The 19,908-nt window shown below is 43.7% G+C and carries 14 protein-coding genes; 7 read left to right on the top strand and 7 right to left on the bottom strand.

Annotated elements, in window-relative coordinates:
* The first annotated feature begins 537 nt into the window (after positions 1-537).
* The 3 genes from AC5JM2_RS00925 (at position 538) to sds (ending at position 6,730) form a co-directional block, all read left to right on the top strand.
* Positions 538-2,544, top strand: coding sequence for an N-acetylmuramoyl-L-alanine amidase (locus tag AC5JM2_RS00925; RefSeq protein WP_495833081.1), 2,007 nt, complete (start codon positions 538-540; stop codon positions 2,542-2,544).
* A gap of 337 nt (positions 2,545-2,881) precedes the next feature.
* Positions 2,882-3,742, top strand: coding sequence for a glutamate racemase (gene murI, locus AC5JM2_RS00920; RefSeq protein ID WP_495833039.1), 861 nt, complete (start codon positions 2,882-2,884; stop codon positions 3,740-3,742).
* A 2,016-nt stretch (positions 3,743-5,758) separates the two neighbouring features.
* Positions 5,759-6,730: a solanesyl diphosphate synthase gene (gene sds / locus AC5JM2_RS00915; protein ID WP_495833038.1), complete on the top strand. Its 972-nt coding sequence runs from the start codon at positions 5,759-5,761 to the stop codon at positions 6,728-6,730.
* 73 nt (positions 6,731-6,803) lie between these two features.
* On the opposite strand, the gene AC5JM2_RS00910 is transcribed toward sds, so the two are convergent.
* Entirely contained in the window at positions 6,804-7,277 is a 474-nt protein-coding gene (locus AC5JM2_RS00910; RefSeq protein ID WP_495833037.1) for a hypothetical protein, read from the bottom strand.
* 205 nt (positions 7,278-7,482) lie between these two features.
* Between AC5JM2_RS00910 and hetZ the strand changes: the two genes are divergently transcribed.
* The 3 genes from hetZ to AC5JM2_RS00895 all read left to right on the top strand — a co-directional run bounded on the left by hetZ (position 7,483) and on the right by AC5JM2_RS00895 (position 10,053).
* Positions 7,483-8,673: a heterocyst differentiation protein HetZ gene (gene hetZ, locus AC5JM2_RS00905; protein WP_495833036.1), complete on the top strand. Its 1,191-nt coding sequence runs from the start codon at positions 7,483-7,485 to the stop codon at positions 8,671-8,673.
* Positions 8,666-9,646, top strand: coding sequence for a PatU (locus AC5JM2_RS00900; protein WP_495833035.1), 981 nt, complete (start codon positions 8,666-8,668; stop codon positions 9,644-9,646). Before hetZ ends, AC5JM2_RS00900 begins: the two co-directional genes overlap by 8 nt.
* Before the next feature lie 251 nt (positions 9,647-9,897).
* Complete coding sequence (locus AC5JM2_RS00895; RefSeq protein WP_495833034.1) at positions 9,898-10,053, top strand: hypothetical protein; 156 nt, start codon at positions 9,898-9,900, stop codon at positions 10,051-10,053.
* A gap of 483 nt (positions 10,054-10,536) precedes the next feature.
* On the opposite strand, the gene AC5JM2_RS00890 is transcribed toward AC5JM2_RS00895, so the two are convergent.
* Positions 10,537-11,862 carry a dihydrolipoamide acetyltransferase family protein gene (locus AC5JM2_RS00890; protein WP_495833033.1) on the bottom strand — a complete coding sequence of 442 codons (1,326 nt, stop codon included), beginning with the start codon at positions 11,860-11,862 and terminating at the stop codon, positions 10,537-10,539.
* 367 nt (positions 11,863-12,229) lie between these two features.
* On the opposite strand from AC5JM2_RS00890, the gene AC5JM2_RS00885 reads away from it, so the two are divergent.
* A complete protein-coding gene (locus AC5JM2_RS00885; RefSeq protein ID WP_495833032.1) occupies positions 12,230-12,754 on the top strand; it encodes a hypothetical protein in 525 nt (174 codons plus the stop codon).
* A 53-nt stretch (positions 12,755-12,807) separates the two neighbouring features.
* Here the strand turns inward: AC5JM2_RS00885 and AC5JM2_RS00880 are convergent, their stop codons facing one another.
* The 5 genes from AC5JM2_RS00880 to fumC form a co-directional block, all read right to left on the bottom strand.
* A complete protein-coding gene (locus AC5JM2_RS00880; RefSeq protein WP_495833031.1) occupies positions 12,808-13,257 on the bottom strand; it encodes a YlqD family protein in 450 nt (149 codons plus the stop codon).
* A gap of 42 nt (positions 13,258-13,299) precedes the next feature.
* On the bottom strand, positions 13,300-15,294 hold the full coding sequence (locus tag AC5JM2_RS00875) for an AMP-dependent synthetase/ligase (RefSeq protein ID WP_495833030.1): 1,995 nt from the start codon (positions 15,292-15,294) through the stop codon (positions 13,300-13,302).
* A gap of 139 nt (positions 15,295-15,433) precedes the next feature.
* Positions 15,434-15,637, bottom strand: a complete 204-nt coding sequence (locus AC5JM2_RS00870; protein WP_495833029.1) for a hypothetical protein — start codon at positions 15,635-15,637, stop codon at positions 15,434-15,436.
* Between the two features lie 1,169 nt (positions 15,638-16,806).
* On the bottom strand, positions 16,807-18,447 hold the full coding sequence (locus tag AC5JM2_RS00865) for an NAD-dependent malic enzyme (protein WP_495833028.1): 1,641 nt from the start codon (positions 18,445-18,447) through the stop codon (positions 16,807-16,809).
* Positions 18,448-18,484: 37 nt separating this feature from the next.
* Positions 18,485-19,888: a class II fumarate hydratase gene (gene fumC, locus AC5JM2_RS00860; protein ID WP_495833027.1), complete on the bottom strand. Its 1,404-nt coding sequence runs from the start codon at positions 19,886-19,888 to the stop codon at positions 18,485-18,487.
* Between the last annotated feature and the right edge of the window lie 20 nt (positions 19,889-19,908).

The raw sequence follows: 19,908 nt of genomic DNA, 5'->3' as shown, positions 1-19,908 counted from the left end.
CCGGAACACCATCTGATCTAAAACTACTATTTTGTTTCAATATTAAATATAATTTTTGACAACATGAGTCTTATGTTAATGCCAAAGTCCAAGTCTACCCACTACCTTAAGTTTTGCAGAGAACTCCAATGTGGCGCGTAGCGTCTGGGCTACTTCAGAGGGCGATTCGCCTTAAGCCCTAGATTGTACTCTAGAGAGTGTGCTCTGTTTACCACATCAGTGAACACAGTCTAAGATATCTAGGAATCAGACAAATTAATATAAAGTTCTCACAAAGTTAAGAAAAAATGACCAAGATTGACTACTCTATTATTTTTAGATTGGTGTGATGACTATGCTTTGCAAACTGCATTTTCTGTGCCAAAAAAGCATACAAAAACTAAGAGGGCATGCCACAGTTGAGCGCTATTAAGATCTTTCTACGAGTTAATAACGTATTTGCAGCTAAGATTTGAGCGGTGCTAGTGTGAGGATTTCCCTAAACTTTGACATCTTGATAGATCTCAGAAGTACGAATCAGGAGAAAAGACTGTGAAAATGAACTGGTTATTACCTGTTACTGTTGCAACTACTACTGTCTTCATGCTACAATCGCACGCTCAAGCTGCGAAACTACAATTTTGGCGTTTTGATGCCAGTCAAAACCGATTAGAAATCAACACAGAAGGTGCTGTTCAACCCCAAGCGCAACTCCTGTTCAACCCCACGCGAGTGGTTATTGATTTGCCTGGAACCGACTTTGGACGTTCGCAGTTGATTCAGCAAGTGAATAGTACTGCAATTCGTAACGTTCGTGTCGGTCAGTTTGATGGACAAACAACTCGTATAGTCATTGAACTTAGTCCAGGTTATAGCCTTGATCCAAAGCAGGTGAAATTTGAAGGCAAAAGTTCTAATCGTTGGACAGTACAGTTACCAACTCCACAAGTTGAACAAGTTCCTTCATCTTCTGGCAACAGTTCTTTTAATGTCTATAGTGTGGTAAAGCCTGACAACTCCACAGCTAATAAAGACGTAATTGTCAATACTGATTCAACACCAAGTAAAGATTTAGTTGTTAATCCTACTGATAGGTCAACGCAAAAACAAACACTTATCAGCAATGCTCAAGGATTGACTCAAATTGAGAGTTTACGTGTTACAGGTGATGGTTTGTTTGTCCGCACAAATGGTCCAAATCCTCAAATCCAGACATTTCGCAGCAGTGACAAGAGTGCTTTTAATATCGATATACTTGGTGCATCTTTGTCACCACGTTTTTCACAGCAGAATATAGCAGTCAATAAGTTTGGTATAAAACGTATTGAATTCACTCAACTAAGAACAACAGCTACTGGTGTTCGTATGACGTTGTGGGTAGACAAAAATAGCCCTGACTGGCGAGCAAGCATGAGTAGCTTCGGCGGTTTGGTACTTCTGCCTAATGGTGATGCAAGCAAATTGTCCAGAGAGATTACGGGTAATAGTAGTAATCTTCCTAATTCAGACATAGCTGGGAATGTCACCCAGAGAAGCTCCAACCAAACCCCGCCAGCAAGTGACTCACTATCTACAATTGAGTCTGTAGAACTGACTGCTAGTGGTGGGCAACTCCTTATTAGAGGCGACCAACCTCTCTCATCTACTAACAGTGGTTGGGATAGAGCTTCTGGTCTATATCGGATCATCATTCCCAATGCTAAGTTGGCAGGTAGCGTTAGAGGACCAAGATTTGACGCCAGTAGTCCAGTTCTGCGCGTACGCCTGCAACAACAAGACCCCCGTAGTGTTGCCGTCTACATCCAACCAGCAGGAGGAGTGCGAATTGGACAACTCAATCAACTAAGTAGTCAGCTTTTGTCTTTAGAATTACAACGCTCGTTTTCTCCATTAACTCCCCGTTTTGGTTTACCTCCCTTACCACGATCAAACCCACAACCATTATCCTCAGGATCAATGACGAACAATCCGCTGCCGATGCCGCAGACGATACCGCAGCCAATGCCGCGTCCCCGCGTGCCTAATGGACGCGTTGTCATCGTTATTGATCCAGGACATGGCGGTCACGATTCTGGCGCTCCTGGTTTGGGTGGACTGTTGGAAAAAGATGTTGTTTTACCTATTGGCAGAAGAATAGCGAGCATCTTACAGCAAAATGGCATACAGGTTGCACTCACGCGTGATACTGACTACTTTGTTACCCTTCAGGGACGGGTGGACATAGCAGTTCAAGCAAATGCTGATTTATTTGTCAGCGTTCACGCTAATTCTGTTGATCGTCGCCCAGACGTGAATGGATTGGAAACTTACTATTTTGACAGTGGGCTAGATCTGGCTCGTGTTGTCCACAGTAATATTCTCCGAACTATCCCCACCATCAAAGATCGAGGAGTACGCAAAGCAAGATTCTATGTTCTCAGAAAAAATTCTATACCCTCGATTCTAGTAGAAACAGGTTACATGACTGGTCAGGAGGATAATCCTAGGCTGGGAAGCCCTGAATACCAAAATCGAATGGCAGAAGCAATTGCTAACGGTATATTACTGTACTTGCGGCAAAGGTAAGTAGATAGTGAGCCACTTGCGGTGGGTAGTCGCCGAGCGAGGTCTTGGTGATTTCCACGTTCATTGTGGAACCGTTGTGCATGGTTCCGCAGCATAAGCAAAGTGGCGTATCTCCTCTACCAGACGCTTCCCGATAAGCGTAAGGCGTGCACTTGCTTGCATACTCGATAGCTCTAAGGCGTGGCCGTTCCCACTAGGGTGGGTAGTGGGTAGTCGTGAGTGAAACAATTAACACACTAACAACCAAGCGTTGAGAACTACCAACTAACCATTAACGATTCATCACTAGTAGCTAACAACTAACCACTAACAACTATCAAATTAACGATATCCGCCTGTGTTTCCATCTTTTACCTTTGAAGGTAATCTTTATGATTTTTCTGAAGCACCGCAACGTGCCCCAATTGGTATTTTTGACAGTGGTGTAGGTGGTTTAACAGTTCTACACCAACTTTACCGTCAACTCCCAAATGAATCGATTATTTACTTTGGGGATACAGCTCGACTTCCATATGGGATTCGCTCGCAAACAGAAATTTTACAGTTTGCGCGTGAAATTCTCACCTGGATGCAACAACAGCATGTCAAAATGGTAGTTATGGCTTGTAACACGAGTTCAGCCCTAGCACTGGAGGCGGTACGTGAGGAATTCTCTGTGCCAATTCTCGGTCTGATCTTACCCGGAGCAAGAGCAGCAGTTAACAGTGGAAAGCGCATTGGTGTGATTGCCACTGCTGCAACAGCGAAAAGCAATGCCTATCGCCATGCTATCCTAGAGATAAACCCCGATGTACAAGTTTGGCAAGTGAGTTGCCCAGAGTTTGTACCGCTAATTGAACAAAACCGCATTTATGAACCCTACACAGTACAAGTGGTACGCTCATATCTAGAACCACTATTGCACCATGAAATCGACACATTAGTGTATGGTTGTACTCACTATCCTCTGTTGGCACCAGTTTTGCGATCGCTCCTCCCCTCCCACGTCAAGCTAGTTGATCCCGCACAATATGTCGTTGCTGCTTGTGCTCAGGATTTAGATATCTTGGGCTTGAGAAATACCTACCCACCTTTGCCAACTCGCTTTGCGGTCAGTGGTTGTCCACAACAATTTGCGCAGTCCTCTTTACAGTGGTTGGGTTATACTCCAGCTACTGAGGCAGTACAGTTGACAAATGTCACTTTTTCTAGCCTATGATATCTCGTTAATTAATCATTTAGTCAAGGGAAAAAACCTTGACTAAATGATTAATGAGTGATGAAGGTTAGTTGACACTACCCTATTGCGAATACGACACAACGAAATAGAAACACGCTTGTTGGTATTCTTCTAAATCCTACACCCAATTCTCAGGCAACATGGGTGATTTATTTAGGTCTTGGTTATATTTGTATACTCTGTGTTTATCGTTACTAATTATCCGGACTTGACATTATGCGCGCCCCGTTTGGAGTGCATCCCTAAAGAAACATTTGTGGCAGTAGTTTTTTTTCCGGTTCTCTTTGCTAGAGCTAATAGTAGATAAACTGCTAACAAATAACCAGAAGCTAATATAAAAACTATCATAGGCATTTTCCCGTAAACCATTTTTTACTAACACTTGTGTATAAGAAATATAAAATCCAATAAGATTTAGCAGAGTCACAACTACACAAACTTACTTTTGATAGCTGTTTTTGACACTGCAAAACTATAGGTAGAGAGCTATCTCTCTTTCCTAAATGTATTTTTATTCAATTTATGTTGCAAACTATACCGACAATAGTAGTTAAAAATTCCTAAAAAGCAATTTTTAACTACAACCTGAGCAGTCTACCTAGTCTGCATTTTTGCGCAAACACTTTATTTTGTTGTCCAAGGTATGCACTTTTGCTATACTAAGCAAGCACAGCATTATCCCTTTATGGGGAAGCGTACGGCTCTAACTGTATAGGCTTACGTACTGAGACTATAATCAATGAGATATATTCACTGAATGTAGCCTACAGTACTATATTCAAAATCACAGTACTTAATAAGTAAAAACACTTAACTGCATTTTTCTCTGGTAATGTGAATATCTCGAAAAATTTAAATCCCTTTATGTTAGCGTAACACAACGACCCTAAGTTTTTGGCTATTTTTTCTGCTAAATTTGAAATTTTCTACTGTAGGTTATACAAGATCTGGCTTATAATTTTTCCAAAAAGATAAATTTTGTATAATAAGTGATGAGTAAAAGATGTGGGACTTTTCCTGGCTCGTTTTCATCTTTACTTCAAGAATCTCCGGTCTAAGATAAAGTTTTGCTTAAGATACAGAAATTTTCTTAACTGGATCAGGGGTATTGTCTGATCAAGCGAAGTATGAAAAACATCATATAAATCAAAGAATATACTAGCATTTGCATACGTTTTTTTATAATTTTATACAAAAATAAAAGTTTCGTTGACCGGAACTAGGGGTGTAGGGCAGGGCTGTTTCATTCGATAAGTAGCGAGCATTTGTCAATAGGTAGCGCGATGATTTTTGGGGCACAAGTGATAGAAAATCTACATTTGAACCCAGAAAATTCAATTTTTCTCCAGGAAGTAAGGAGCTATTGCCAACATTAACCCTTGACGTGATGAGCCTTTGAGGGAATGAAACAGTCCTGGGGTGTAGGGGGGGGAAGGGGTTGCACGCTACAGGCGTTTCATCTCTCGTACTGAAAAACTGCAGTGCCCAACAGCAGAGCCCTATGGCGTCAGCCATAGAGCGCAGTTGCCATGAGAGCGCACTGCCTCACCAGTCGCCTCTGTCGGGAAACAAGGACTGCCCTGTGCTGGACTCACCTAATTACAAGTTAACGGCTAAGAAGTCCACGACCTTGACCGAAAAATCACAAAAATGTTAACTTATATACAAAAAATATCATCCATTGGGCAATTTTTCCTCTCCCTTGTGCAGATTTTTTGCTATTTTTACCCAACCACAGCCGTGCCACAAGTGAGTGATATACAAAGTAAGGGCGTTGGGGTTTCCTCGTTAAGTGCAAGTAGTGTATCAAGTTCTGGAGCAAAGCTGCCGTCAAATGACCTGCTTGTTGAAAAAGCGTCTGTACAACTGGCGCACGAGTGCATGCAGAAAACTAATGATTAATGACTCATGAAAACTTTCCGCTAAGACAGGGTTATCTTAGAATAAGTGTAGGATATGTAAACTTTCGTAACTAAAGCCAGAGTCTGCCCATCCATGACCCCAGCCACCTCCCTTTTTTCCCCAGTGGAAGCCGACCTGCAAATACTAGCAGACAACTTGAAACAGCTAGTTGGAAACGGTCACCCGATCCTTTGTGCAGCAGCCGAACATCTCTTTGGAGCTGGGGGAAAGCGCATAAGACCGGCGATCGTTCTGCTGATATCGCGGGCGACCATGCTCGAACAAGACATTACGCCTCGTCACCGACGCTTAGCTGAGATTACAGAAATGATTCACACAGCAAGCTTAGTACATGACGATGTGGTAGATGAATCCGAGATGCGACGTGGTGTTCCCACTGTTCACAGTTTATTTGGCAACAGAATAGCAATATTAGCAGGAGATTTTCTGTTTGCTCAATCTTCCTGGTATCTAGCCAATCTGGACAATTTGGAGGTAGTGAAACTGCTGTCGGAGGTAATTATGGATCTGGCCAGTGGCGAGATTCAGCAGGGATTGAATCGCTTCGATACAAATATATCGATTGACACTTACCTCAAAAAAACTTACTACAAAACAGCGTCATTAATTGCTAATAGTTCAAAATCAGCTGGATTACTTAGCAATGTTTCCCAAGAAACAGCCGAACATTTGTATAGCTACGGACGTCACCTTGGTTTAGCATTCCAGATAGTAGATGACATTTTAGATTTCACAAGTTCGACAGATACCTTGGGTAAGCCAGCAGGGTCGGATTTGAAAAGTGGTAATTTAACTGCGCCAGTTTTATTCGCATTGGAAGAAAAGCCGTATTTAGAAGTCCTGATAGACAGAGAGTTTGCCCAGAAAGGGGACTTAGAGCAAGCTATATCCTTGATACACGACAGTCAAGGTATTCAGCGCTCAAGAGACTTAGCTGAACATCATGCGAAGCTAGCTGTTGAGCATCTTGCGGATCTTCCATCCTCTGAATCTTGGCAAACCCTGATGAAGATAGCTGATTACGTATTGAGTAGGCTCTATTAGGGGAAACGAGGAACTTAAGTAGGAAGAATTCTATGTGTTTTTTCCTTATCTTCCTCGCCCTGCACTCCTGTTGTCAGGCAATATCTGGAGGAATTTGTTTTTTTACTCGGTTTTGCTGTAACTGTTGGTGAATTAAGTGTTGCACCTGGGCTCGTCGAACTTCGATTGAGTTGGTGGTGATGCCAGGGGTTTCAAAAAAAACTATACTATCTACGGGTTCCATTGCTACCAGTTGGAACAAAATGTGAGTGACAGGGATTGGTGCAGCTATCAATTGAGGGTCAAGCCCAGCAGATGATCCCAGTGGGACATCCTGTATTCTAGGGAAAGCATAAATAACGCGCTTTTCCAACTGTGGATTTGCGCGATCGCGGTAGGTAGTCAAAACCCAGCTTTGTTCCATGTTCTGAAGAATATAGTACTGGGAGTGGCGTAATTTCCGAGCGATCGCGCTGAGGACAGGAGCGATTGCTGTGACAAGTTGCGGAGTAACACCATCTTGGGGTGCATTGTCAATTAGCAATTGAATTTGTGCTTTTAAGTCCATAATGACCTGTAAACTGGTGAATGGGTAGTGGCAATAACATCTATCAAAAGCGAACAATCAAACAAAATTTGGCAAGATTAAATTCCGATTTATTCCATAACACACGATTTCGGCACGTTTGAGTTGTACGCAAAATCCTCAACCCAATACTCTCAGTCTTACAGGTGGTACATAACTATGTTAGGGTCTTTCTAAACACCAGACTATGAATTCAGCCGCAACCATAACAATTCAGGGAGTAAGTTCTATCGGCGTGGAGGCGATATTTCAACTCCTTTTCAAGGAGCTTCAGCAATCAACCAAAGCTTCGGAGCAAAATTGCCGCGATGTGGCAACACGAATTGCTGCCGAAGTTAATAGAATTTGCAGTGAAAGCAAGCGCATCCAAGCTGCTGGGACTGTAGAAAATTCTGCAATGACCCTTGCCCGACATCGCTTACAACAGTGTTTGAGGTACTACGAGTTGGGTTCCAATCGGGGCAGAGTAGAGTTACACAGTACTTTGAGTGCGATTATTTATCGCTACATCAATCCTCCCCAAAGACAATTGAGTTATCAAGGGCGGCTCGTCGTCATCGAAGATTTCTTGCAGAGTTTTTACCTAGAGGCATTAAACGCCTTCCGACGGGAGAATCAACTAGGCACTACCTACCGTCCTCAAACACTTTTGGAATTAGCAGAATACATGGCATTCACAGAACGCTATGCTAAGCGAAGGATTCCTTTACCAGGGCGTCAACAACAGTTGATTATTCTCCGAGCACAAACATTTTCTCAACAACAACCGCCGGAAACCTGCGTAGACATAGAACAAGCAGCAGAAGGTAGTGGCAACGAAGCTGATGGCTCTTGGGAAGATCCAGCAGTGCAGCAGTTGCGAAGTGCGATGGCGACACAACCAGAGCCAGAACCTCAAGAAGATACGTTACGCTCTGTCGTGATTACTGAACTCATGAATTATTTGGAAGAGCGGCAACAATCAGATTGTGCTGATTACTTTGCTTTGCGCCTCCAGGATTTATCAGCGCAGGAAATTGAGTCGATCTTGGGCTTAACTGCTCGCCAGCGGGATTATTTGCAGCAGCGCTTTAAATACCATTTAATCCGGTTTGCCTTATTGCATCGCTGGGAATTGGTTCACGAGTGGCTAGAAGCAGATTTACAGACAAATTTGGGCTTAACTCCTCAGCAATGGGAAGTGTATACGGCTCAACTGGACGAGAAACAACAGTCTTTACTAGAGTTGAAACAACAAGGTCATCCGGATGAAAAAATTGCCAAAACTTTAGGATTATCGATGGCACAAATGCAAAAACGGTGGTTTAAAATTCTTGAACAAGCTTGGGAAATTCGTAACTCTCTAATTTCCGGATCAGGTGCATCTACCCATGAATAGTGACTCAGAATCCTTACAAAACCAATTAATCGCTTGGTTGTTGGCAAAAAATGCCCAAACCAACGATCCAAAATTGGTCAATTGTGAGGAAAATGAAGGGGTAGAACATATTAATGAAACAGCCGCCGCCTTAAACGGTGGCGCTTTTGAGTTAAGGTGTCTACCCCGAACTATTCAACTGGGAGAAATTCCTACTGTGCAAGAACGTTTCCAAGCCGTCCTTAAACGTCGGTTACAAACTCAAATTCAAAATCATCCACCATTATTCCCTTGGGAAGCTCAGCTTATAGAGTATCCCGAATGTCTAGACAAGCCAGCGCTTGAGTTGGTTCCGGTTTGGGGCTGGGCAGTACAGCAATCTAAGCTGAATCTGCCGATTCAACTGCCGGAAAGAATTTTCCAGCAATTGCTGGAGAAGTGTCAGGCGATGATTGCCTCTTCTATACCGTTAGGGGCAAAACTCGTTGCGGCTGTGGAGAGCCTCTTTCCTGAAGAATATCAAACATTGAATGACTTAGCAGGAATAGTGCTAAGAACTCCCTCTCGTTCTGTGGATGCTCTAGAAAGTATGCCGAATTTAGAGAGTGATTACTCAGACTTACAGCCACAGCAACAGATGGCGCTTTCGTTGCTGGCTGCAAAACAGCTAATAGAAAATCTAACTCTGCCAGTTTCAGCTACCAACCCAGTAGTAGAAAGGCAATGGCTTACAAGTGCAGGTGTTTTGACCCTAAAGGTAGAATACCAAACTCAAGCTCAAGTGACGAAGCTAAGAGTTGAAACTGAATTGCCCTCTAAAGCGATTGTGAAGCTTCAAGGAGATGCTGCCCAAGCAACAGCTGAGTCATCGAGTCCGGGATGTCTAAGTGTAGAATTACACAACACCCAACCAAACCAGACTTATACCTTGGAAGTTGAGTTAAAAGAAATAGACCAACAACCGCTTGTATTTGTGATTGTTCCCACTTTATAAATAAGCTTGCCATCGCTAGCAATCCACGTTGATAAACGCGATTGATATAAAATGAATGTCCTGGTTTTGAAAAATTCCCCATTTTTACAAAAGCGATCATTAGGGCGTCTACAGAAAGCTGTTGTGAGGAAGACACTGGCGAGTTTCGTTTTACCGACTCGTTTTCTATCTGTGGCGTCCATATCATTGCTTGACTCATATACCCATAGACTGCTTTCTCATTAAGATGTTTAACAGATCTAGGAGCCAGGATGAAGTTAGCGTCTACCTGTAAGTCTTTTCTGGCGGCAAAATACGCAGGAGTCGCCGTTGATGCAAGTGGAAAGTTGATGACCTTGCAGGTGCTTGTGCTAGCGTTGGTAATTGTAGGTGTAAGAGTTGTGACGACTGATTGGGTACCGCTTTAAACGGTGGGCGCAATTTGGAGTTACTACCCTCGCCATAATCGTAATGTCTCGGTTAGGTTCTGTATCACCATAGAAATATTGGCAGCAGTGAGGGCTTTGTTTAGGCGATTTTTTGATAAGTTAAATGACAGGCGGCTGGGTTTTATGGAGTTATTCATTCAATTCCAAGTATTTCACAAGCTTTGATATACCTTGCTACAAAGACTTAGGATACTTTATTGTCCAATACAGTTGATATTGCTTGGTCGTGTCCATACACTGAGTCAAACTTTAGAATTAGCCCCAGTGCTGCTGTTATTTCTTGTAATTACCCTATTAACCCTAGTGCTGGATTACGGTTTACTACTCGGCTTGCAGACAGTGAAATCGTTTTCAGGCTGTGCCTGAAAACGAGATCAAAACAAAAACGATCTTCAAATTTTTTACCTACTGTAAACCGCCTTGATTCAATTGTGAGCCAAGGCGGTTTGATTTTCATCCGAACTACAACATCAAAGATTCAGGATTTGTCGAAATCAACTTCGCCAAATCTTTCAAGAACGCCGCAGCATCAGCACCATAGATAATGCGGTGATCACAGGTTATATTCACCTGCATCTGTTGCTTGACGCCAAATAAACCTTCAGGTGTTGCTACGATTTGCGGACGAGATGCGCCAATTGCCAAAATAGAACCTTGTCCGGGTGGTAGGATTGCATCAAATCTATCTACACCGAACATTCCTAGGTTCGATATTGTAAAGGTACCGCTGTTATACTCCTCTGGTTGGAGCTTTTTCGCTCTCGCGCGATCTACCAAAGACTTCCAATCGCGGGATAGAGAGTATATATCCGCCATATCTGCATTCTGTAATACTGGTGTAATCAATCCCCCGTCATCCATTGCCACCGCTACGGCAACATTTATACTAGAGTGGTACACAATTCCTTGTTCAGAATATTTAGCATTAAGGAGTGGGTGTTTTTGCAATGTCACCGCTACAGCTTTTGCCAGAAGGGTTGTCATAGTCACGCCTTTAGACTTAATTTGTTTATAAAGGTTGTCAAGCGCATCAGTGGTAATTGTGTAACCTATATGGATAACTGGTACGGATAAACTGGCTACCATGTTGCGTGCTACAGCATTTTGCAGAGTAGTAAAAGGTACTACTTGACCTGGTAGTGCAGCGATCGCCGGCGCAGGTGCTGGTGCAGGAGCAACTTTAGTGGGTGTAGGTGGAACAGGGGTTATGGTTGGCGTTGGTTGTGGAGGTGGGACAGGAGTCACTGTGGCGGCTTGTTTGCTAGACTTTCCTGCTGCTGCTTCTACATCCTGGGCGACAATACGACCGTGGGGGCCACTACCAGAGATGCCACTTAAATCAACTTTCAGTTCCTTAGCTAATTTACGGGCACGGGGTGAAACTACTAGCCGACCATTTGTATGGCTGGTAGTTCCGTTTTGAGAAGCAGGGGGTGTTGCGACTGTGGTTGTTTCTGCTATTTTTGGGCTCTTAATAGCTGCAGTTGCTTCATCAATAGCCGCAGTACTCCCAGAATTAGCTTGAGATGCAGTTTCGATTTCAGCTTCGGTTTCCGTCAACAAAGCGATCGCACTTCCAACGGAGGCTGTTTCACCAGCTTGCACGATGATGTGAGCAAGATATCCTTCATAAAAGGATTCCACATCCATATCTGCCTTATCTGACTCGACAACCACCACTGTTTCGCCTTTTTCCACTTTATCTCCAGGAGATTTTACCCACGAGACGATTTTACCTTCGGTCATGGTGGAACTTAGCGCCGGCATAAATACTTCGTAAATGCTCATATAAGTGGTTTGGTGAATCGATAATTAATGGACTTTTACAGTTTGTGTCAGATCGAATTGTATCTTGACCTCGCTACCCTAGGGGCGCAGTTTTGGGAAACATAGATCTTGGGTGTAGGACAGTCATTATTAAAATTTGACCAGGTAATAAATAACATTCTTATTTTTTTGATACCCTTACATTTTGATACCTCTAGTTGCTCAATAGTGGTGAGGAACTATATTAAGACCACAAGGTCTATTTATTTGTATTTCTCATCACGACTGTCAAAATCTAAATTCCACTCATAAGTAAGAAGAAGAACCATACCTTAATCTAAGATTCAAAATTAATATTTAACCTGATTTTAATTGGCTGTTAAATTTTATGTCGGCAAAGTTGAAGTTGTTTTTGATTGTGATATTCAGTATCTTTGCCACCGCTGCTACTGGTGTTTACATCATTCAGCGCCAGCCATCTGAAGCGGTTTCTAGTATGAACAATAGGCAAATACCTCAGTTTTCAGATGTCAACATAGCACAAGAAATTGTCAACTCGGAGCGGGCAAATTATCACACTGTGCCTCTGGAAAGTATTAACTCTCCTCTTCAAGGTAGTGATCCAGCAGATCTTGCGCTCAATGCCTTTGATAACATGGATTCAACCTTAGAAACTCGCAAGGTTGAGGTCTTTTATCCCTACCCCAATCAAGCGTTAGTAACAATTACGCAAATAGAGCCAGCAAAGAATTTTCTCAAAGCACTGAAATATCGAGTTGAACTGACAACCTTTGGGCGATCGCTTTTTGTGAGTTCCCCTCGTGTGTGGCAAATTATTTGGGCTGGCTCCCAGGTACAATGTATACCTGGAAGCAGCCCTCACAAACCACAGTCAACCCAAACCTGTCAATAGTTATTTGTTCTTAGTCTTAGTCACTCTATAACAACCAAGAACAAAGGACAAATTTAAATATCACCGCGAACTTCTTCTACAACACCATCACGTAGTACAACTTCTACCTGCAATTTGCCAATCAAGTTATCACCTGGTTCCACATGAAAAAAGCTTTCCATTTGAAATTGGTTAACTTCTTGATCCAACTCTAAAAACTGGACTTGCTGGAGATTTTGCAGACTTTGATTTTTTTGCTCCAAGAGTTCACTTTTCTTTTGATTAACTTGACCTTGAATATTCTCAATTTGTTGCAGGGTTTGGGGACCAGGTGGTTGCAGACTCTGCTTTTGAACTGCTGAAATCGCCCGCTGTCCTTCCATGTCGATTTGTTGCAGTTGCTGGTCAATTTGATTAATTTGCGTTTGCAGTTGCTGCTGCACTTCCTCTTTCCAAAGGGGAGTTACGATCGCTTTGACGTTAACAACGCGTTTTAGCAGCAGTTGAGATTTCGAGGCATCCATAAATGTTTCACGTTCACTCTATAATTTGCAGGTGGGATATAATCAGGCAAACATTGGGTTAATAATATCGTGATAGCGCTCCATCACGACCTGTCGCCTAATTTTCAGTGTTTGTGTCATCATGCCATTTTCTGGTGAAAACGGCTCTAGAATGAGCTTGAACGGACCAATGCGGTCATCCGGTCGATAGCCTGGACGGTTTTGCACTTCCCGAATCAATTCTTGCCGAAATAAATCCTGAATTATTTTACTCTCCAAGGTGACTTCCGTCTTACCTGCGGGATCTTCAGTACTTATTTGTTTGGCGGCTTCATCCGGCAGACGTAGATGCAGATTTTTAGTTTGAAGCCATTTTTCTAGGGCTAACAAATTGGGGACTATCAATGCACCGAGACTGCGTTGGTCTTGTCCAACAAGCATTATCTGATCTATGTAGGGCGATCGCAAACACGCATCTTCAATTGGCTGCGGCTCGATATTTTCCCCATTGGTTAATACAATCGTATCCTTTGCTCGTCCGGTCAGAACTAAGTCATTTTGTGGTGTCACCCAACCCAAATCACCGCTATCAAACCAACCCTCCTTGTCAATTGCTTTGGCTGTTGCTTCAGGATTTTGGTAATAGCCTTGCATAATTTGCGGTCCTCGCAGCATCACCAAACCTCGCTCCCCAACTGGCAAAAGTTTGCGAGTTTCCGGATCTAGTATTTTCGTTTCTGTACCTGGTACTGCTTCCCCAGATGAACCGCGCACATTATGCCAAGGACGACGCACATGGACGATGGGAGAAGTTTCCGTCAAGCCATAGCCCTGCAAAATCTCTACACCAATAGTTTCAAAAAAGTCATCTATGTGCTTGGGAAGTGCACCGCCACCGCTAATCATCTGCTTAATTTCTCCCCCCGTTGCTTCCCGTACCTTGGCATAAACAAGCCGTTCTCCCAAAGCGTGGAGAGGGAATAAAGCTGATGCTTGTATACTAGCTGCAAATCGCTCGATGATTGAGGGGTTTAAATTCTCTAAACTCAATCCTTGGGCGATTCGCCGCGCTTTGATATACTTCTGGCTAACGCCCATAAAGTAGTTAATCAGGCGTTGCTTGTTTGCGCTTTGCTCGCGGAACTGTTTTTGCACTCCTTCATAAATTGATTCCCATAGACGTGGTACACCTACCATGTAATTGGGTTTAAATTCTTTCAAATCCCCCTTCACAAACCGCAGGTTAGTGTAAATTTGGGTGCAACCTTGAGACAGTAAGAAATATTCACAAGTGCGTTCATAGCTGTGCCAGCTGGGGAGAATGCTGAGAACAACTTCTCCTGGTTCTGGTTGCAATACCGTCCCACATATTAGCAGTTGGTGCATCAAATTACCGTGAGAAAGCATCACCCCTTTGGGTTTCCCTGTAGTACCAGAAGTATATATAAGTGTTGCCAAAGTATCGTGATTTTGCTTAACTGGCGTTAAGCTATGGTTTGTCCCAATTTCAAGCAATTGAGTAAAGTTTACTATTTTCAGGGTTTCATCTGTTGGTGCTGCTTCATCACTCAGCAAGATGACCAATTGAATTGGCAAATCACCAAGACGCTGTTTAAGCTTGTTGAAAGTTTTTAAATCTTCCACCACCAGCGCTGTACTACCACTATTTCCCAAGATAAATACAAGTTCTTCTCGTTCTGCTTGGGAGCTACGAACTGCATCAACCGCTCCAGCAGTCATAATGCCCTGATCTGCAATGAACCAGCGCGGACTATTATCCGAAATCAGGGAGACACGTTCTGTTGGTTTCACCCCCAATGCTTGCAATCCTGCAGCAAAATATTGAATTTTTTGAAAGAGTTGCGTATATGTAATAACAACTTCTGGTTTAGCATGAGGATCGCGAAGAGCGACGGTATCACCACATCGCTTTGCTACCAACGGCCATATTTCTGGCAGTGAATTCAAGTTCGAGTAATCTGCCAAACGCTGTAAATTTCTGCGCTCTAGCTCAGAAAGGTTAGATATTATAGAAGAAATATCGTATGTTTTCGACATAACACATCTCCCAAATAGAAAGTTTATTATATCTCCAGCATATTCCGATCTGTGGTTCAAATAGTAAATTGAAAATGACACATTTTATTTTGTCTATAGCAATGCTCAAAATTTGATGAATCTATTGATTAACAAAACTTTATGTTATAGTGAATTTATCTGAGAGAGAAGCAAGGCCAAATTTTGCTTTTAACTTGTTACAGAAATATTGCTTTTGAATAAAAGCAACAAGCACCTCATTTGTAAAAGTAAAGTGACGACCTATGCCTTTGATAGACATTTTGCTGTTGACGGTAATAAATATTGTTGCATGTCTTGCATTTCCTAAACTCATATCTGTCATTCTGGCTACTTTAACTAGGCAGAATCAGTTATTGCAGAGTACCTTAACAAGGCAAAAAGAGGTAATTTCAATTACCAGTTTTCCGTATTGCACAAGTTACACCTTGACAAAAGAACCGTTTTGTAAATTCCGTCCCAGTTTTTGTGACAGGTGTTCTCCTGGTTAACAGGGTAAAGTTATCGGTTAACTTATGCGTAAATCTCTACATCAAAAGTGTATTATTTTTATAATTGTTATAAATCTTAACTGTTAACTGATAACATAAACCACATCTAATTTTCCAGAGTTAGCCTAGAACACCGATTCATTAATGCCAAAAACCCGGTTTATGTTGGTGGAAAGACTGATATTTCGTTATCTCAATGATAAAAAACCGGGTTTTTGATCACAATTGGTGAATACTGAATCAGTGAACTAACAAAGTCAGGACGCTTAACGCTTAACGCTTAAGAAGCAATAAATATGTACGAAGCTTCGCAAAAATCTGCGGAGGATTCCTATTTCTGAAATAATTATTCCCTCTATGGTTATCATCAAAAACTTTTATATTAAAAGTTACTTATAGACATAACAATCAATTCAAATTTGGCTTTGCGTAATTTTAACGAATTTTGTTTAACAATAAGAAAATATAAAGAACACCTTTATGAAGAAGGGAGTTATCTATGAATTTGATGGATGGTCTATTCCTAACTTTGATAAACGTTGTAGTCTGTCTTGCGTTTCCCAAGTTACTATCTGTGATTTTGAATTTTAAAAATAAACGCTTAGAAGCATCACAGGCTACTTTGTCCTCAACCAATGCGAAATCTGATGTGCCAAGTTTTTCTTAGAGGATGTCTGGAAAGTTTTGGAAAAGTAATTTTAATCACGCAACCTACTTAAATATTAAACGAATCATCGCAGCATAAATAGTAGCAGGCGATTCCTACGGAGAGCTACGCTTAACGCCCGTATATTGCCAACCCTAGAACAGCGATTCAGTATTGATAATTGTGACTAAAAAACCCGGTTTCTGTTACTGGGAAGACCGAAATTTCGTTGACTCAATAAGAATAAACCGGGTTTTTGGGATTAGTGAATCGATGTTCTAGTAATATTTACGGGCGATATGGGGCTCTGCGCTCCTTTGCAGATCGCACTGTTTGGTTATTGTGATAAACCCAGCATCAAGTAAGCGAGCGATACTCCGGCTTGTAGACGTGGCTACGGATGAAGGCTTCTACGTCAGCTGGTCGCTCGACACGAGCCAGGTTAGTGTCAAAAACCACCTTTGCCACCCGTGCAGCGGTCTTGATCTCGGTTTCGAGGATGCTTGATTGTGGCGGGAAAAGGAGTCCCTGCTTGAGTTGGTCGGGCGTTACCTGGTCTGAGACGGCTCGGGCTGCCTCGGTAAACATTTCATCAGTGACTCGCTTGGCTTGAGTCGCGTAAATTGCCATCCCAACTGCCGGGAAGATGTACGAGTTGTTTGCTTGACCTGGCAAAAAAATCTGTCCACCATAGTGGACTGGTGGGAACTGCACACCTGCTGCATAAAGCGCCTTGCCCTTCGACCAATTGTAAGCTTGCTCAGCCGAACACTCTGCATGATCTGTCGGGTTGGAAAGCGCGAAGATAATCGGACGATCGTTGATTTGGGACATAACCTCGACTACTTGCTGAGTAAAGGCTTTGCCCACCGTGCTCACCCCGATAATGACAGTCGGCTTGAGCGATTTGATCGCCTCTACAAAATCTTTGGTGGGTTCATGAGGATGGGCGTATGGCTGTTGAAACTCGAACAAGTCCTTGCGGCTTGGTTCGAGCAACCCGTTGACATCAAACATGGAAATCTGTCCCTGCGCTGCTTGAGTCGAGAGTCCTTCTTGAGTGATGGCGCTAGCAATCAAGTTGGCGATGCCAATGGCAGCGGAACCTGCTCCTAAAAATAGAATGCGCTGGTCTTTGAGTTTGCCGCCTGTAACCTTTAAAGCGCTGATAATGCCCGACAGTGCGATTCCGGCAGTCCCCTGGATATCATCGTTGTAGCAGCTGACTTGATCGCGATATCGGGCGAGTAAATTAACAGCATCACTACCCGTCCAGTCCTCAAAATGAATGCAGCACAGCGGGAACACGTCTTGAACTGCGTCAACAAACTCGTCCACAAAAGCGTAAAGCTCTTCGGTCGCAGGTCGTGACTTGCGCAGTCCGAGGTAAAGCGGATCGTTGAGCAGCGACTCGTTGTTCGTTCCTGCGTCGAGATACAAGGGCAGAAGACCTTGGGGAGGCACACCCGCCGCCGCCGTGTAAAGCTGGAGTTTGCCGATTGGGATACCGATGCCGTTCGCGCCCAAGTCACCCAGTCCCAGAATCCGACCGCCATCTGTGACGCAGATGACGCGCACATCCTCAACGGGCCAATTGCGGAGGATGTCCTTCACACGCCCTTTGCGGGCAATTGACAGATACATACCGCGAGGACGGCGGAAAATATGACCGAACTTAAGGCAAGCTTCGGCGATGGTGGGGTCATAGACAATCGGCAGGAACCGTACTGGGTCGGACATCAGAACTCGGTAGAACAGCGTCTCGTCATTATCGAGCAAGTTGACGAGGTAAATGTAGCGATCAAGGTCGCTACTCTTGTGCCCAAGCTGCTGCATCACCCGGCGCAATTGCAAATCTTCTGACTCGGTAACATCAGGAACCAACCCCACGAGTCCAAGTTTTTCCCGCTCCTCATCGGTGAAGGCGGTAGACTTGTTGATGGTCGAATCATGGAGGATATCAATTCCGCGCTTATTGTTGAACGATTTGTCTGACATAAAATTTTTATTTAACTTGAGTGTTATTATTCGTTGTTTAGCTCTTAGTATCGCTGGGTTGAACCATCTTTTTCGGATCGACAATTTGGTCGTATTCTTCAGCGCTAACAAATTCCAACTTCAGCGCTGCTTCTCGAAGAGTTAGATCGTGGTTAAGGGCATAGTGCGCGACTTGCGACGCCTTGTCGTAACCGATAACCGGACTGAGTGCCGTTACCAGCATGAGCGATCGCTGCAAGAAGTTATCCATCTGCTTGTGGTTGGGTTGGGTTCCTTCAATCAGAAAAACCCGGAAGTTATGGCAACTGTCGTGTAACAGCCGGATGGATTTCAGGATATTGAAAATAATCAGCGGCTTGTAAACGTTCATCTCCAGATAACCACCGCCACCACCGAAGGTTACAGCCATATCGTTTGCCATGACTTGCACTGCCACCATCGCCAGCGCTTCACACTGAGTTGGGTTCACCTTACCCGGCATAATCGATGAACCTGGCTCATTTTCTGGAATGTGGAGTTCAGCAAACCCGCAGCGTGGTCCACAACTAAGCAGTCGAATGTCGTTGGCAATCTTATAAAGCGAAGTGGCAAGCGTCTTGAGAGTACCGCTAAGCTGAACCAGGGCATCGTGGGAGCCTTGAACTGTAAACTTGTTCGCAGCCGTGACAAACGGTAGACCAGTCAAATTGGCGATCTCCTGAGCAACTTCTTTGTCAAACCCAAGCGTGGTGTTGATGCCTGTGCCCACAGCTGTACCGCCTAACGCCAATCGATAAACACCCTGTAAGCTCTGCTCTAGACGCTCCAAGTTATCGTCCAACATCCCCACGTAGCCAGAGAACTCCTGACCAAGCGTGAGTGGTGTAGCATCCTGCATGTGGGTACGACCGATTTTGACAATGTCCTGCCATTCCTGCGCTTTTTTGGCGATCGCATCTCGCAACTGCTGTACCACTGGCAGTAAACGCTGCTTCGTCCCTTGTGCAGCAGCGATACACATTGCTGAGGGGAACGAGTCATTCGACGACTGCGACATATTGACGTGATCGTTCGGATGGACGGGTTTTTTACTTCCTAGCGACGTTCCAGCAAGTTGGCAGCAGCGGTTAGAAATCACTTCGTTCACGTTCATGTTGAACTGTGTGCCACTCCCCGTCATCCAGACATGCAGGGGAAACTCCTCGTGATGCTGTCCGCCAAGAATCTCGTCGCAAACCTGAACAATTAAATCCTTTTGCTGGTTTTCCAGGTGTCCACCCCGCTGATTGACCAGGGCGGCGGCTTTTTTGAGTACTGCATAGGAAAGAATCATTTCGCGGGGCATCAAATCATCCCCAATGCTGAAATGTTCTAGCGATCGCTGGGTTTGTGCTCCCCAAAGCTTGTCAGCAGGCACCTGCACTTTACCGAGACTATCGGTTTCAACACGGAAATCAGTCATAAGATAGCAACGACCTCAAG

The organism is Brasilonema angustatum, assembly GCF_059505445.1.
This window is presented reverse-complemented; position numbering and strand designations above follow the sequence as displayed.

What these genes read in the sequence shown, in the direction of transcription:
- fumC (WP_495833027.1), bottom strand. Translation starts at nt 19,888, where the DNA reads ATGACTGATTTCCGTGTTGAAACCGATAGTCTCGGTAAAGTGCAGGTG.
- AC5JM2_RS00885 (WP_495833032.1), top strand. Translation starts at nt 12,230, where the DNA reads ATGTCGGCAAAGTTGAAGTTGTTTTTGATTGTGATATTCAGTATCTTT.
- hetZ (WP_495833036.1), top strand. Translation starts at nt 7,483, where the DNA reads ATGAATTCAGCCGCAACCATAACAATTCAGGGAGTAAGTTCTATCGGC.
- AC5JM2_RS00870 (WP_495833029.1), bottom strand. Translation starts at nt 15,637, where the DNA reads ATGACAGATATGAGTTTAGGAAATGCAAGACATGCAACAATATTTATT.
- AC5JM2_RS00890 (WP_495833033.1), bottom strand. Translation starts at nt 11,862, where the DNA reads ATGAGCATTTACGAAGTATTTATGCCGGCGCTAAGTTCCACCATGACC.
- AC5JM2_RS00875 (WP_495833030.1), bottom strand. Translation starts at nt 15,294, where the DNA reads ATGTCGAAAACATACGATATTTCTTCTATAATATCTAACCTTTCTGAG.
- AC5JM2_RS00900 (WP_495833035.1), top strand. Translation starts at nt 8,666, where the DNA reads ATGAATAGTGACTCAGAATCCTTACAAAACCAATTAATCGCTTGGTTG.
- sds (WP_495833038.1), top strand. Translation starts at nt 5,759, where the DNA reads ATGACCCCAGCCACCTCCCTTTTTTCCCCAGTGGAAGCCGACCTGCAA.
- AC5JM2_RS00895 (WP_495833034.1), top strand. Translation starts at nt 9,898, where the DNA reads ATGAAGTTAGCGTCTACCTGTAAGTCTTTTCTGGCGGCAAAATACGCA.
- AC5JM2_RS00925 (WP_495833081.1), top strand. Translation starts at nt 538, where the DNA reads ATGAACTGGTTATTACCTGTTACTGTTGCAACTACTACTGTCTTCATG.
- AC5JM2_RS00880 (WP_495833031.1), bottom strand. Translation starts at nt 13,257, where the DNA reads ATGGATGCCTCGAAATCTCAACTGCTGCTAAAACGCGTTGTTAACGTC.
- AC5JM2_RS00910 (WP_495833037.1), bottom strand. Translation starts at nt 7,277, where the DNA reads ATGGACTTAAAAGCACAAATTCAATTGCTAATTGACAATGCACCCCAA.
- AC5JM2_RS00865 (WP_495833028.1), bottom strand. Translation starts at nt 18,447, where the DNA reads ATGTCAGACAAATCGTTCAACAATAAGCGCGGAATTGATATCCTCCAT.